Origin of the sequence: Konateibacter massiliensis, assembly GCF_900184995.1 — a bacterium.
Classification (GTDB): domain Bacteria; phylum Bacillota; class Clostridia; order Lachnospirales; family Lachnospiraceae; genus Lachnotalea; species Lachnotalea massiliensis.
On record NZ_LT860099.1, the window covers coordinates 1,313,738 to 1,326,436 of the forward strand.

Annotated in this window: 16 protein-coding genes; 2 read left to right on the forward strand and 14 right to left on the reverse strand. The window is 41.5% G+C overall.

Going from position 1 to position 12,699, the window contains the following annotated elements:
- Positions 1-12: 12 nt before the first annotated feature.
- From CTY48_RS11855 to proB, 5 genes are all read right to left on the reverse strand, one after another.
- Positions 13-690 carry a hypothetical protein gene (locus CTY48_RS11855; RefSeq protein WP_099468694.1) on the reverse strand — a complete coding sequence of 226 codons (678 nt, stop codon included), beginning with the start codon at positions 688-690 and terminating at the stop codon, positions 13-15.
- Positions 691-704: 14 nt separating this feature from the next.
- Positions 705-1,682 carry a pectinesterase family protein gene (locus CTY48_RS11860; RefSeq protein WP_099468695.1) on the reverse strand — a complete coding sequence of 326 codons (978 nt, stop codon included), beginning with the start codon at positions 1,680-1,682 and terminating at the stop codon, positions 705-707.
- A 3-nt stretch (positions 1,683-1,685) separates the two neighbouring features.
- Complete coding sequence (locus tag CTY48_RS11865) at positions 1,686-3,239, reverse strand: glycoside hydrolase family 28 protein (RefSeq protein ID WP_099468696.1); 1,554 nt, start codon at positions 3,237-3,239, stop codon at positions 1,686-1,688.
- 5 nt (positions 3,240-3,244) lie between these two features.
- Positions 3,245-4,348, reverse strand: coding sequence for a glycoside hydrolase family 88/105 protein (locus tag CTY48_RS11870; protein WP_099468697.1), 1,104 nt, complete (start codon positions 4,346-4,348; stop codon positions 3,245-3,247).
- Between the two features lie 204 nt (positions 4,349-4,552).
- On the reverse strand, positions 4,553-5,353 hold the full coding sequence (gene proB / locus CTY48_RS11875; protein WP_099468698.1) for a glutamate 5-kinase: 801 nt from the start codon (positions 5,351-5,353) through the stop codon (positions 4,553-4,555).
- Positions 5,354-5,473: 120 nt separating this feature from the next.
- Between proB and CTY48_RS11880 the strand changes: the two genes are divergently transcribed.
- Together CTY48_RS11880 and CTY48_RS11885 are read left to right on the forward strand one after the other, a co-directional pair.
- Positions 5,474-6,349: a LysR family transcriptional regulator gene (locus tag CTY48_RS11880; protein WP_099468699.1), complete on the forward strand. Its 876-nt coding sequence runs from the start codon at positions 5,474-5,476 to the stop codon at positions 6,347-6,349.
- 13 nt (positions 6,350-6,362) lie between these two features.
- Positions 6,363-6,953, forward strand: a complete 591-nt coding sequence (locus CTY48_RS11885; protein WP_099468700.1) for a helix-turn-helix domain-containing protein — start codon at positions 6,363-6,365, stop codon at positions 6,951-6,953.
- A gap of 34 nt (positions 6,954-6,987) precedes the next feature.
- Here the strand turns inward: CTY48_RS11885 and CTY48_RS11890 are convergent, their stop codons facing one another.
- The 9 genes from CTY48_RS11890 to CTY48_RS11930 form a co-directional block, all read right to left on the reverse strand.
- Positions 6,988-7,332 (reverse strand): GIY-YIG nuclease family protein, encoded by a 345-nt coding sequence (locus tag CTY48_RS11890; protein ID WP_099468701.1) that lies wholly within the window; start codon positions 7,330-7,332, stop codon positions 6,988-6,990.
- Between the two features lie 107 nt (positions 7,333-7,439).
- Complete coding sequence (locus CTY48_RS11895; protein ID WP_099468702.1) at positions 7,440-8,084, reverse strand: endonuclease III domain-containing protein; 645 nt, start codon at positions 8,082-8,084, stop codon at positions 7,440-7,442.
- 31 nt (positions 8,085-8,115) lie between these two features.
- A complete protein-coding gene (locus CTY48_RS11900; protein ID WP_099468703.1) occupies positions 8,116-8,538 on the reverse strand; it encodes a cupin domain-containing protein in 423 nt (140 codons plus the stop codon).
- A 75-nt stretch (positions 8,539-8,613) separates the two neighbouring features.
- Positions 8,614-9,303, reverse strand: a complete 690-nt coding sequence (locus tag CTY48_RS11905) for a hydrolase (RefSeq protein ID WP_099468704.1) — start codon at positions 9,301-9,303, stop codon at positions 8,614-8,616.
- Positions 9,304-9,418: 115 nt separating this feature from the next.
- Positions 9,419-9,787 carry a hypothetical protein gene (locus CTY48_RS11910; RefSeq protein WP_099468705.1) on the reverse strand — a complete coding sequence of 123 codons (369 nt, stop codon included), beginning with the start codon at positions 9,785-9,787 and terminating at the stop codon, positions 9,419-9,421.
- A 1-nt stretch (position 9,788) separates the two neighbouring features.
- Positions 9,789-9,992 (reverse strand): hypothetical protein, encoded by a 204-nt coding sequence (locus CTY48_RS11915; RefSeq protein WP_099468706.1) that lies wholly within the window; start codon positions 9,990-9,992, stop codon positions 9,789-9,791.
- Positions 9,993-10,108: 116 nt separating this feature from the next.
- Positions 10,109-11,035, reverse strand: coding sequence for a cation transporter (locus CTY48_RS11920; RefSeq protein WP_099468707.1), 927 nt, complete (start codon positions 11,033-11,035; stop codon positions 10,109-10,111).
- Between the two features lie 32 nt (positions 11,036-11,067).
- A complete protein-coding gene (locus CTY48_RS11925) occupies positions 11,068-11,604 on the reverse strand; it encodes a hypothetical protein (protein WP_099470146.1) in 537 nt (178 codons plus the stop codon).
- Positions 11,605-11,609: 5 nt separating this feature from the next.
- On the reverse strand, positions 11,610-12,698 hold the full coding sequence (locus tag CTY48_RS11930; RefSeq protein ID WP_099468708.1) for a HAMP domain-containing sensor histidine kinase: 1,089 nt from the start codon (positions 12,696-12,698) through the stop codon (positions 11,610-11,612).
- Position 12,699 lies beyond the last annotated feature (1 nt).

The following is a 12,699-nucleotide window of genomic DNA, read 5'->3' on the forward strand; positions in this document are numbered from 1 at the left end:
ATTTCCCCCATACTAGATAGACATCCCCATCCGCTCGCTTACAATGTCCTCAAGCTTTACATCCAAGCTCTTTTTATTGAACATAACAAGGATTGTTCCGTTGACAACTCCGCTGCTGGACGAATAGTGATAATCATCGCCATAGATAATGCTTTCCTTGTTGAATAGGATATCCGAAATTTCTTTCATCTTCAAAAGCTCGCCTACCGTCGTGATGCCGTTGTAAGGCTCTGCATAGCCCGAAATCATATAATTTTCCTTCAGCGGAACAACTAAGCCGCCTGCATACGCCTTGTTATAGCCGTTAAACAAAACAATCACATTGATAATATCCAGATTATTGCCAAGCTTCTTCATCTTCGTAAGCTCTCCGAGGCTTTTGTAAAGCAAATAGGAGTCAATGCTTTTTCCTTCCACGACTCCATTTAAGTACATCTGTCTTATCGTCTCCGAACCGTTCACACTTGCCATGATATTGTTTGCACTTAGTACCTGCAAATCCATTGATTTTGCCAGTGCCTCTGCCTTTAGGTTGTATTCTTGATTTTTCTTACTGCGAAATTCCGTAACTGCATTATAAATAATAAAACCTGAGAATGCCACGAAAAATAAGCTGATAATAATCAGATACGACATAAATAATTTCACAAACAATTTACTCTTGAAATGATTTAGGTTCTTTTTTTTCACAATAAACTCCTAACTTAATTGGGCAGCACCCAGCCTCCCAAAATATTTTCAATTTTATATTTTTCTGCTTCGCTCTTTGTTAATTTTTTCACCCACTCCGGTCTGTGCTTCATATCAGCGCCTGCCCCTGTGTTGTTATACTCCGCAAACTCAGCAGTCTCTCTCGCATGTGTTTTATCCCAGTCATGCCAGCCCTCATCCTTGATATGGGCTCCTATCTCGCTGTTCATGATTGTAACCTTGGCATAGTCTCTCCAAGGTCTTCCAAGATAAACCGTTTTCGGCTCACAATCGCTTGTAAATTTGCAGTTGTCAAACACATAGCCCGGTACTTCCGGCAAGGTAGAAGGTGCAGTGACATAGCCGTTTATCTCTTGTCCTAAATTGTTTGAGAAAATCTCACAGCCCTCAAAATACGCCGTGGCACCTCCAAAAATAAAATCAACATCACCGCAGATAAAGCAGTTTTTGTAATAATGTCTGCCGTGCTTTCTCGGCTCAAATTCTTTCGGTCCTCTAAAACCGTTCTTCTCAAACGGTGTAATCGGAAGCGGGGCCGTAAACAGCGTATCCTGTCCGCCTAAGAACCGGCAGTCCTCAAACATCATTCTGTCCCCATCCACATAGAGCGCCAACGCCTGTCCTACCTGCACACCCGGACCTGAACTGTTCTCAAAGGTAATGTTTCTTGCCGTGAAATCGTCTCCATCTATAAATAAGGTCGGGGTACGAAATGTTCCTCTTTTTTCCCCATCCTCCAATATCTGTTTTGCGTAATCGTCAAAGGTGAGAATCGTCTCAGACGCTCCCTCTCCCTCCAAGGTCACAAAGTCCTGCTTGATAATGCATTTTTCCTTGTAAATCCCCTTGTCAAGGCGGATTGTAACAGGCTTTCCCCTGTAGCTTTTTGCCGCACAAATCGCTTCTTCCAATGTCTGATAGCTGTTTTCTTTTACTTTCGATACTTGCAAAATAATCTGATTTTCACTCATCTCTTACTCCTTTTTATATCTGTCTACATGTTCTACCTGAAACGGCTCACCATCACAGCCTTCTATGATAACATTTTTCACCTCAAGCTGCTCTATGTTATTGGCATACAAACCAAGTCTTGAAACAGGCTCTAACTCTTCCATCATCGCCGGATATCCCGCCTGCGCATTTTTCGCATAGGTAACCTCAATATTTTCAAGACTTACCTGCCTTATTTTTTGCTCCGGCAATCCATATAAGAAAAATGCGGCAAAATGGCAGTTGTACGCCTTGATATTTTTAAAGATGAGGGAGCGTATTTCGGGTGTCCGCTCATCAATGGGCTGTTTTTCCTTTGTCCTGACATACCACGTACGTCCATCTGGGTCGCAGAAATAAAAGTTATTGATAACAAACGGAGTTTTCACCTCGTCCATCTCAATGTCTTCAAATACAATGTTATCCAGAATGGCATCTTTTCCCCTGCCTCTTCTCGTCTTAATGCGAAGTCCTCTGTCTGTATCAAAGAACACACAATCCTTCACGAGCAAATTTTTGACGCCGCCAGCCATCTCGCTGCCGATTGTCACCGCACCATGCCCTCTCTCCATAAAACAGTTTTGTATGAGCATGTTTTCACAAGGTGTTTTAAACTTGGCACCCATATATATTTTTCCTGATTTGATGGCAATGCAGTCATCTCCCACTGTAAAATGTACGCCAATGATATCCACATTTTTGCAGGATTCCGGGTCCATACCGTCTGTATTCGGTGAATTAGCAGGGTTTTGTATTTTTAAGTCAATAAATTTGAGGTTATCTGAAAAATATGGGTGAAGCGTCCATGAAGGACTGTTTTTTATCGTAATGCCCTGTACCACCACATTTTCACAGTGGTTTAAAAACAACATTTTCGGACGAAACGGCATTCCCTTTTCTCGTTTGTAGCTCCACCAGTTGTCAACGCTGCCGTTCCCGTCCAGGGTTCCTTCTCCGGTAATTGTTACATTCTTTACATAAATACCGTTTAAGATACTTGCATAGGTAGGAAGCGGATTTCCCTCCCAGCTTCCCAGATTGTAATCCTCAGTCTCATCATAACTTTCAATGGTTCCCGGAATAATTGAAAATTTCTCTTTTTCGGTAAATGCGGACAAAACAGCATCTTTACCAAGCTCTATGTTCAAATCGTCCTTTAAAAAGAGGGAAGTTATCTTGTAGATTCCTTTTCCGATATATACTCTTCCGCCTTTTGGACAGCAGTTGATTGCCGTCTGGATAAAACTGGTGTCATCCTGAATTCCGTCACCTTTTGCCCCGAATTTTTCAACCTCTAATGTAACATATTCTTTCTGTGTATGGAAGCTAATTTTCTCAATTTCTCCGCCTGATTTTATCTCAAACAGATATTTTGTATCTGGCTTTAAGTCTGAAACCGACTGAACCGCCTTGCTGCTTTCTATGTAAAACTCGCCGTTTATAAACAGCTCATATGGCTGCTTCGTTTTAAATCTGCCTGCACCTGTCAGTTCAAAAACCGCGGTTCTGGCATTAAAAAAGATTAATTCAGCATTCATATTCTCTACCTGTCTCCTTTCAAATATTCGCTGTACAAAAGCATAAGCGCACCTGCCGCCTTGTGATCGTCATCGACAATCGGCTCAGATAGGTAATATGCAATGCTTCCGTCTCGTTCTTCGTTTGGCCCAAGTCCTGCTACTGAGCAGACCCCCGTTAAGTGAAGCTCGCCGTCTCGCTCCTCCAGCCTGTTTTCAATCAGGGAAGCTAAAATTTCCTCTGCCCTGTACTTATATTTTTCCGACAACAATGCCCCTAATCGACAGCCCTTTAATACCGCATAGGCGATCATGATACTGCCGGAGGTTTCCAGATAATTTCCCTCTTGATTTGGCAGGTCAATCAACTGGTAAAAGAGCTTTGTTTCTTCATCCTGATATGGCAGAATACCTTTTACCGCTTCTTTTAAGAGGTCTTGTAACATTCTGTAATGCTCGTAAATTTGGTCGGAAGCACTGTCGTAGGTATCAACCAGTGCCATGAGGTACCAGCCCATCGAACGCAGCCAGAAATTCGGGGAACAGCCTGTCTCCTTATCTGCCCAGATTCTTGTTCTTGTTTCATCGTAGCCATGATAATAGAGCTTTTTTTCTTCCTGAAACAGGTGTTTTCTTACATTTTTAAACTGCCCTGTGATATCAGCATAATGCTCCTGCTTGTTGTAGCGTGTCTCATATTCCATATAAAACGGCTGTGCCATAAATAAGCCATCCAGCCATACCTGATTCGGATAGATGTTTTTATGCCAGAAGTTTCCTTCCTTTGTTCTCGGCTGCACTCTTACCTGTTTTTCCATAATGGTCTCAATTGCACGTCTGTATTTCTCCTCACCGGTCTCATCATATAAAAAGAACAGTATTTTTCCCGAGTTGATATTGTCCAGATTGAATGCCTCAAACCGATAACCCAAAATCTCACCCTCCTCCGTGATAAAAGGGGCAACATTCCTTGTCACAAAATCCAAATAAAATTTATCCTTCGTCGCTTCATACAATGCTTTTGCACCTAGTAACACACAGCCGTCCTCGTAGCATAATTCATTTTCACGATACCGTTTATGATGCGATAAATAATCTCTGATATAGCAATCTAACTTTTCCGTATTCATATGTATTTTTTCCTCCGTCGTTGTTGTACCACCATTATACATTTTGTCAACAAAAAGGAAAGGTTCATTTTTTTCTTAGTTCATTTTATCCAAAACAGAGGGTGATTTATTAGGTTTTAAGCGTCAAAAAGTCGAACCTGTGAAAAGTTCGACTTTCTAATTATAACGTTTGATGAAGCATCTTGACTCTGTGACTGCGCAACACTAGTTTCCCCCTCCGACAAACAGCGTCCCAACGCTGCCTCCCCTTATCACCTCATACAAAGCAGCAGGGTTTTTACCGTTTGCAATAATTGTGTCAATTCCTTGAAGGTTTGCAAGCTTTGCCGCTTTCAGCTTTGTTTTCATGCCACCTGTTCCTCGCCTTGAACCTACGCCTCCTGCCAAAGACTCTACCTCTTCATCTATCTTGGTGACACGCTCTATCCGCTTTGCATTTGGATAGAGGCGGGGATCATGGTCGTAAAAACCGTCGATATCGGATAATATTACCAGCCTTCTTGCCCTGCACAGTACGGCAACCACGGCAGACAGCATATCGTTGTCGCCAAATAGCCTGTCCTCTGACTCAATTTCTGTGTAACTGACCGAATCATTTTCATTGACGACTGGGATAATTCCCATCTCAAGCAAGGCATCAAAGGTGTTGATGAGGTTTTCTTTCTTTTCCTCAATTTCCATATCCTCGGCGTTTAACAGGATTTGTGCCGTTATTTTATCGTAATCACTAAAAAATTTATTATACAAATGCATAATCCTGCATTGTCCTACTGCCGCGGCAGCCTGCTTTAGGCGCATACCCGAAGGACGCGTTTTCATTTTTAGCTTGTTCGTGCCCACTGCAATTGCACCAGAGGATACTAATATTATTTCATACCCCATATTTTGAATATCCGCCAGTACGCAGGCGATTTGGTCAAAAGCCCGCAGATTATTTTGTCCCGTTTCATTTGTCAGCGTGGACGTTCCCACCTTGACAACCATTCTGTTTTGAATTAACTGCATATTTTTCAGCCCTTTCCTTGAAAATTCTACGGGCATAGTGTATCATAATTTTATCGATTATAAAAACAAATGTTTATCATGAATAACATGACAAAACCGAATGAAACAGGTGAACCTACTATGGATACGAATATTCAAAAATATATGGCATTTGTCAAAACCGTTGAATATGGAAGTTTTACTAAAGCTGCTGAAATATTGAACTACTCTCAGTCGGGCATCAGCCGTATGATTAACGATTTAGAAAAGGAATGGGGCATTTCCCTTTTGGAACGTGGACGCTCCGGTGTCCGTCTGACTTCCGATGGCTTAACGCTACTCCCCTATGCCAAAAGCATGTGCAGCGAATATCAAAAGCTTCAGACACAAGTTGACGAGCTGAACGGCTTACAGTCAGGGCTTATCCGCATCGGAACCTTTTCAAGCGTGGCAACCCATTGGCTGCCAAATATCATCAGAGAATTCCAAAAGGACTATCCTAATATTGACTATGAGCTGCTGCTCGGTGATTACGCTGAAATAGAAAGCTGGATTTTGGAGGGGCGGGTTGACTGCGGTTTTACTCGCCTCCCTACCCTTCCGGAATTTGAAACTATTTTTCTGCATCAGGACAGGCTTCTTGTAATTTTACCGGAAAACCATCCGCTTACATCCTACGAAAAAATTCCGGTTATGGCTCTTTGCAACTATCCTTTTATGTTGCTGAAAAAAGGATCAAAGGCTGATATTACAGAAGTTTTTGAACAATGGAATATTTCTCTCCAAATTCATTTTACAACTGTAGACGACTATGCCATTATGTCAATGGTGGAAAGCGGTCTTGGCATCAGTGTTTTACCTGAGCTTATTCTACAGCGTATTCCTTACCGGATTGTGACAAAGGAATTGGAAATACCAGCTTATCGAAAAATTGGCCTCGCACTGCGAGACAAAAAGAGTACCTCTCTCGCTGTTAAAAAATTTCTAGATTATTTGAACTATCGTTATGTGTTATGAAAGGAGCTTTCTTATGGATTGTGTAAAGATTGGTAATTTGATTACAGAATTGAGAAAAGAAAAGAATTTGACACAGAAAAACATTGCCGATTTTCTCGGTATTTCCAATAAAACGGTTTCAAAATGGGAATGTGGTTTGGGCTGCCCCGATTTATCCTTCTGGGCACCGCTTTCTGCAATTCTCGGCGCAGATATGGCGCAGATGATGGAAGGTGAAATTATTCCAAACAAGCCCGACAATGGAAACATCGCCAGAGTCCGCTTTTATGTCTGCCCTACCTGCCACAATATACTGTTTGGCACAGGTGGCGCCTCTATTTTCTGCTGCGGACGAAAACTGGAAGCCTTGGTACCACAGACATCAGAAGAACATCTGGATATTCGTGCGGAGGAAATGGATACTGATTACTATATTTCCTTTGACCATCCAATGGAAAAGGAACATTATATTTCCTTAGCCGCCTATGTGAAAAGTGATACCGTGCTATTAATCCGTCTGTATCCAGAGCAAAGCCCCGCCTTTCGCATTCCGATAAATGCGGGCGGGAAGCTGTATCTTTATTGTGTGGAGCATGGTTTGACCGTGTATTCTAAATTATTTTAGTTTTAAGGCAGAAGGCTCTGCGATATAGCGGAGCCTACCTCCACATTTTCGTTGCATGGGAATCAGCCTCCAGACATTGTCCGCGCAGTTTCTCCAGCTCTGCTGTGTAATCATCCGCAGGATTTTCATATTTTAACGTCCTTATGACGGACAGTTCAAAGCCCTCCTGCCCATACTTGTTCCAAAGCTCCTGAAGCCGCTTATTCGGATGATAGTTCATCCCGAGTTTTGTATTTGCGCTGTTAAAATCAGCTCTTGTATCCTTTGAAATTCCAAGAAAGGATTCCCCCGTCGCTTTGCAGCGGTAAGATATAATTCCCATTTCCGGGTGCCTGTTTTTATACTCCTCAAGGAGCTGTTTTCTTCTATTTGTTTCCATGTTGCCTCTTATCCTTTCCTTTGATTTTTTATCTTCTGTCTCAGTATAAGAAAAAGCAGCATAAAAAACAATCCACGCTCCGTAGACTATAGGAAGCGCAGATTTATCTATTTCTCATTTACTCCGATTTTTTTACACAAATCCTGCAGGCAGCACTTTTCACAGTATGGCTTCGTCCTTGCTGTACAGACATCCCTGCCATGAAAAACAAGACGATGGCAGAAATCACTGCCCTCCTCTGGCGGTATAATCTTCCACAGTGCCATTTCAACCTTTTTCGGCTCTTTGATGTCGTCCACCAGCCCCATACGGTTGACCAGACGGATACAATGAGTATCTGTCACAATCGCCGGTTTTCCAAACACATCACCCATAATCAGATTTGCGCTCTTTCTTCCTACACCCGGAAGCTTTAGCAACGCATCAAAGTCATCCGGTACCTTTCCGCTGTATTCATCACGCAGTATTTTCATACAGGCACTGATATCCTTCGCCTTGCTTTTTCCAAGCCCGCAAGGTCTCACAATCTCCTCAATCTTATCTACCTCCGCTTCCGCCAAGGCATTTAGGTCAGGATATTGTTTATACAGCTCCTCCACCACAATATTTACCCGCGCATCTGTGCACTGTGCCGCCAAACGTACACCTACCAGCAGTTTCCATGCCTGATCATAATCCAAGGTGCAGCCCGCGTCGGGATATTCTTTTTTCAGTCGCTCTATAATTTCCAAGGCTCGTTGTTTCTTCGTCATCTTATCCTCCGTTTTACATTCGGTATAACATTTATTCTTCCTTTTCCGCCTCATCCTTTGTGCGATGTATCGTTCCCCATGGATGATTTGGCGGTGAGTATGTAGAGGATACTTTTAGAGGGCCTCTTCCGGCATTTATCACATTATGCCAGGTTCCCGCCGGCACAAAAACAACATCTCCTCTGCCTATACACTGGCAAAAGCCCTGCTGCCTGCAATCACCTATTTTAACTATCGCTCTTCCCTGCTCTATTCTGATAAATTGGTCCACATCATCATGCATTTCCAATCCAATTTCTCCGCAAGGCGGAATACACATCAGCGTCATCTGCATGTAAGTTCCTGTCCAAATGGCGGTACGAAAATTTGTGTTCTGCATTGCCATTTGCCCGACATTCGCTATATACGGTTTAGGTCCATTGTCCATTCTGCTTATACAACGGTCATAATTCATAGGAAGCTCCGTTTTACTTTTTTATTATGATATGTTTTGATTGCAATTTGGTGCAAAACTATCGCATCTATACACTCAATCTTGTTCGGACTTCTTACAACGGTTACGATACTCATCCATAATATCTCTGAATATCTCGCCATTCGTCGGCGGCGTATATGTTACAGCATTTGCTCCCGCTTCAATAACTGCCTCAATTGTCTCTCTGCTTGGTCCTCCGGTCGCAATGATTGGAAATGTTTCATCAATCCGGCGCAGTGCCTTGATAATCTCGACGGTATTCTTTCCACCGGATACATTAATAATCTTAGCTCCCGAATTCAGCATTCTCTCCTCTAGGTTCTCATCAATCGAAATAATGGATAATACAATCGGAATATCAATATATTCTGCCAGCTCTTTTACAAATTCTGTTTTGGTCGGGGCATTTAGCACTACAGCCGTCGCTCCATGCAACTCGGCATCTAAGGCAATATCACGAACCCTGGCTCCCGCCGTCGTGCCTCCACCGACACCTGCAAAAACCGGCTTCTGCGATACATCAATAATTGCATTTGTAATCTGCATGGTAGGGGTAAACGGATATACGGCAATCACGGCATCCGCATTACAATTTGCGATGACGGCAACATCTGTGGAAAATAGAACTGATTTAATCCGCTTTCCATTGATAATAATTCCTGTTGCCCGGTTAATAATATCAGGTACAATTACTGTATGACCGCGTAATTGCGTGTTAATTCTTGGCACAATTCTATCTTTCATATGTACAGCCCCTTTACTTTTATAGCAATCACTGTATCTATTATATCATAAATCCTTAGCTCGTAAAATACCTCGCTAAGGATTTGGACATATCATGCCGAAGATTATTTTATCTCTATTTTAAGCCCTTACAAATCGGTATCAGGCATATGAGCAAAAGAATACCGATTAATCCTACCACAATACCTACCACAAGCTTTCCCCATACCATTGCAAAGCACATACCGATTCCAAGTGCCAATGCACCAACAATTCCAAGAAAAACCGTGGCAATGGATTTTGAATTAATTTTGATTGGTTCCTTATGTTCCATCCTTCTCCAAACAAAAACAGTAATCAATGCAAACACCAGTCCCACACAGCCTACGGCAACTCCGGGCCGGAATGCCTGCCATTCTGGCAGCATCGTCATACACATTCCCAGTGCAAAAAAAATACAGCTTATCGTCCCCAAAATCATTGCGACAAAATTACTTTTTTTCATATTATTTATCCTCCTTCTCCTCTATGTTTTCCTCATCAACCTTTTCTAAAAACCTGTCTACAAACTTTTGCTCTACTTTCTTATAACTGCCTACGACAGTGTCTTCAATCTTTTGATAGCCACCTACCACGGTATCCTCTATCCTTTGATAAACCTCCTTTACCTTTTCCTCTGTTTTTCCTGTTTTCAACTTATATTCGCTCATTTTTACAGCCTCCTTTTCTTTGATGATATAAAAATAACACTTCTATGTTTCTGCTCTATTTCTGTTTTGTTTGAAAAATATTAATATCAAAAAGAGCCTTGAGATACTCAAGGCTCCTAAAAATTTTCTTCCGGCAAAAACATTCGTTTTTGCTTTTTCGAATTATATATCATATATATCCCAATAACTAATATTATCACGCATATTATCGCACCCGTAGTTCCATTCATCATCTGTTGGTTCAGTCCATTTTCTTCTCCAAAGGAAACGAACATCGCGGTTTGCAGAGAAAGAAGGGATACCAGAGCATCGGCATATCCAATATTTCGGATCGTCGACAGAAGCGGTGACTTTAGTTTTTTTGTCTTAATCATATTAATAACAGAAAGAATAACCTTGTAGAACGTGTATGCAGCCACCGCAAAAATCAAAGTTCCCGGATAACTGCTCCCTCCTTCCTTGTGTAGCAGTAAGAGAACTGCACCTCCTAATGCAATGGTTATCAAAGCCAATAAAATTCCACATTTGCGATACACCATTAGTTCCTTCATTCTTCTGTTTGTATTTACATCTTGCCTTGCTATGTTTCTTTCCTGCCAAACAGCAATAAATCGCATAAAACTCAGAACAATATAATATGCCGCAAGGGAACCAAACCACTCAGAACGATACACAATTCCAAATATTCCATTTCCGACAGCATACAATAAATTAATAAAGAAGGAGAACGAGGTAGAAAAAATTGTACGGTAACGATAATCCATATATAATCTGTTTGTAAAACGATTACCTTCAATCCAAGATCTGATTCTCGCTCTGACACCATGGGTAAAATCATAAATTAAATAGTAACACGATAAAATCATTCCACCAGCCGCAATTATATAAATCATGATATCTGCGGCATAAGGCAAATATTTGTAAACAGTTTCCGCAATTGACAAAACTCCCAAAAGCAAGGATGCAAGATATAGAAGCAGACGAAACTGCACTTTTATATTCGGTAGTTTTACCTTTTTTATTTTCATCTTAGGTATATTCATAAATCACCTTTTGACAGAGCAGATATTCTCCTCTATTCATTTCCCAACAGTCGATTTCCTTTTTCACAAATCTCGTAAATTTCATCGTACTTATCTTCCACCAGAGGCGTCACAACTTCTTCTCTCTTTCTTAGCATTGATACGAAACAAAAATATGGCAATATCCAGCCTGCAAAACCAGGAATTGCAAGCAAAACACAAAGCCAGATGATTGGCGGCGTTGCCGTTACTGCGAAAACAGCTCCTGTCATAAACATCGTTCCTGCTACCCCTATGGAAATTGCGGCAGCGGTTGCCTTTGATGTTTTTGAATTCTCCAGTTTATCAATCTGCTTCACGCAGTCCTCAAAGTTCCTCTGTAATCTGGTAAGCTCTGCCCTATTCATGATTCTTCGGTCTCGTTTCAGCCGGATAATAGTCTTTCCCACTTCCTTTGGTGGACTCTGATTAGAATCCGGCTCCCAGCCAAAGCTTCGATATCCGTCAATATACATAGATACCATGCTGCTGTCCGTCAGTAATTCTTTATATTCATATCCGATATATGACCGTTTATTTTTTCCTTCCATATCCACTATTTATCATTTCCTCCTTTCGTATTTACAGGCAACGTCACAGTAAATGTGCTTCCTTTTTCCGGCTCACTTTCTACTGTAATCGTTCCACCCATTATTTGTACAATACGAAAAGCCAACGCAAGCCCCAATCCATTTCCTTCCACCGATCGGGAAGTATCCCCCTGGTAAAATTTATCAAAAATATGTCTTATCGTTTCCTTTGACATTCCACAGCCTGTATCACTGACAGAGACAATAATCTCATGCTCTGTCGATGTCTGCTTCAAACTAATTTTGCCGCCGGGTGATGTAAACTTAATTGCATTAGACAAAAGATTTGTCCATACCAGCTCCAAAAGACTTGCGTCTGCCTCAATGCTCACCCTGTCTTCCATATCTACCTCAAACTCCAACTGCTTTTCTTCCCATACCGCCTCATATTGCAACGCACTTTGGCACAGCTGTTCACATAAATCATATTCTTCCATAATCGGCTGTATATTTTGTTTTTCCAGCTTGTTGATTTTTAGTATATTCGTTATAAGTGCCGATAATTTCCTGCCTGACCAAATCATTGTCATCACATTTTCTTTTTGCTTCTCATCCAGTTCTGAGTTTTGGAGCAGCTCTGCTGTGTTCAGCATAACCGCAAGCGGAGTCTTAATTTCATGTGACACACTAGAAAAAAAGTCTGTTTTCAATGTTTCGATACTTCCTAACTCCTCCACCATTTTATTAAAGTCCATTATCAATACATCCAGATAATCCATATTTTCCTTGGTGTGTATGGGAGAAAGATATACCGAAAAATCTCCGTTCGCAACCTGATTTGCCGCCTGCGCTATCTCCTTCATCGGTTTTTCATAGGTATTGCGAATCTGCCGCCTTGTATAAAGTGTATATCCGACTGATACTGCCACCCAATATAATATTATGATAAACACGGCAAGATAACCATTCAAATGATGAGCATTTATTTGAACCACTAATCCCGCATGGGCAGCCCCCACTAGCAGCAGCATTATCAAGGTAACAAAGAAAAGGGAAATCGGAAAATGTGTGTCTCTGACCTTATATTTTTGTTCCGGCATTCTATCCTCGTTCATT

Bases quoted from the DNA above. Each gene is read 5' to 3' on its own strand.
- CTY48_RS11860 (WP_099468695.1), bottom strand. From the start codon at position 1,682: ATGAGTGAAAATCAGATTATTTTGCAAGTATCGAAAGTAAAAGAAAAC.
- CTY48_RS11865 (WP_099468696.1), bottom strand. From the start codon at position 3,239: ATGAATGCTGAATTAATCTTTTTTAATGCCAGAACCGCGGTTTTTGAA.
- CTY48_RS11870 (WP_099468697.1), bottom strand. From the start codon at position 4,348: ATGAATACGGAAAAGTTAGATTGCTATATCAGAGATTATTTATCGCAT.
- proB (WP_099468698.1), bottom strand. From the start codon at position 5,353: ATGCAGTTAATTCAAAACAGAATGGTTGTCAAGGTGGGAACGTCCACG.
- CTY48_RS11880 (WP_099468699.1), top strand. From the start codon at position 5,474: ATGGATACGAATATTCAAAAATATATGGCATTTGTCAAAACCGTTGAA.
- CTY48_RS11885 (WP_099468700.1), top strand. From the start codon at position 6,363: ATGGATTGTGTAAAGATTGGTAATTTGATTACAGAATTGAGAAAAGAA.
- CTY48_RS11890 (WP_099468701.1), bottom strand. From the start codon at position 7,332: ATGGAAACAAATAGAAGAAAACAGCTCCTTGAGGAGTATAAAAACAGG.
- CTY48_RS11895 (WP_099468702.1), bottom strand. From the start codon at position 8,084: ATGACGAAGAAACAACGAGCCTTGGAAATTATAGAGCGACTGAAAAAA.
- CTY48_RS11900 (WP_099468703.1), bottom strand. From the start codon at position 8,538: ATGAATTATGACCGTTGTATAAGCAGAATGGACAATGGACCTAAACCG.
- CTY48_RS11905 (WP_099468704.1), bottom strand. From the start codon at position 9,303: ATGAAAGATAGAATTGTGCCAAGAATTAACACGCAATTACGCGGTCAT.
- CTY48_RS11910 (WP_099468705.1), bottom strand. From the start codon at position 9,787: ATGAAAAAAAGTAATTTTGTCGCAATGATTTTGGGGACGATAAGCTGT.
- CTY48_RS11915 (WP_099468706.1), bottom strand. From the start codon at position 9,992: ATGAGCGAATATAAGTTGAAAACAGGAAAAACAGAGGAAAAGGTAAAG.
- CTY48_RS11920 (WP_099468707.1), bottom strand. From the start codon at position 11,035: ATGAATATACCTAAGATGAAAATAAAAAAGGTAAAACTACCGAATATA.
- CTY48_RS11925 (WP_099470146.1), bottom strand. From the start codon at position 11,604: ATGGAAGGAAAAAATAAACGGTCATATATCGGATATGAATATAAAGAA.
- CTY48_RS11930 (WP_099468708.1), bottom strand. From the start codon at position 12,698: ATGAACGAGGATAGAATGCCGGAACAAAAATATAAGGTCAGAGACACA.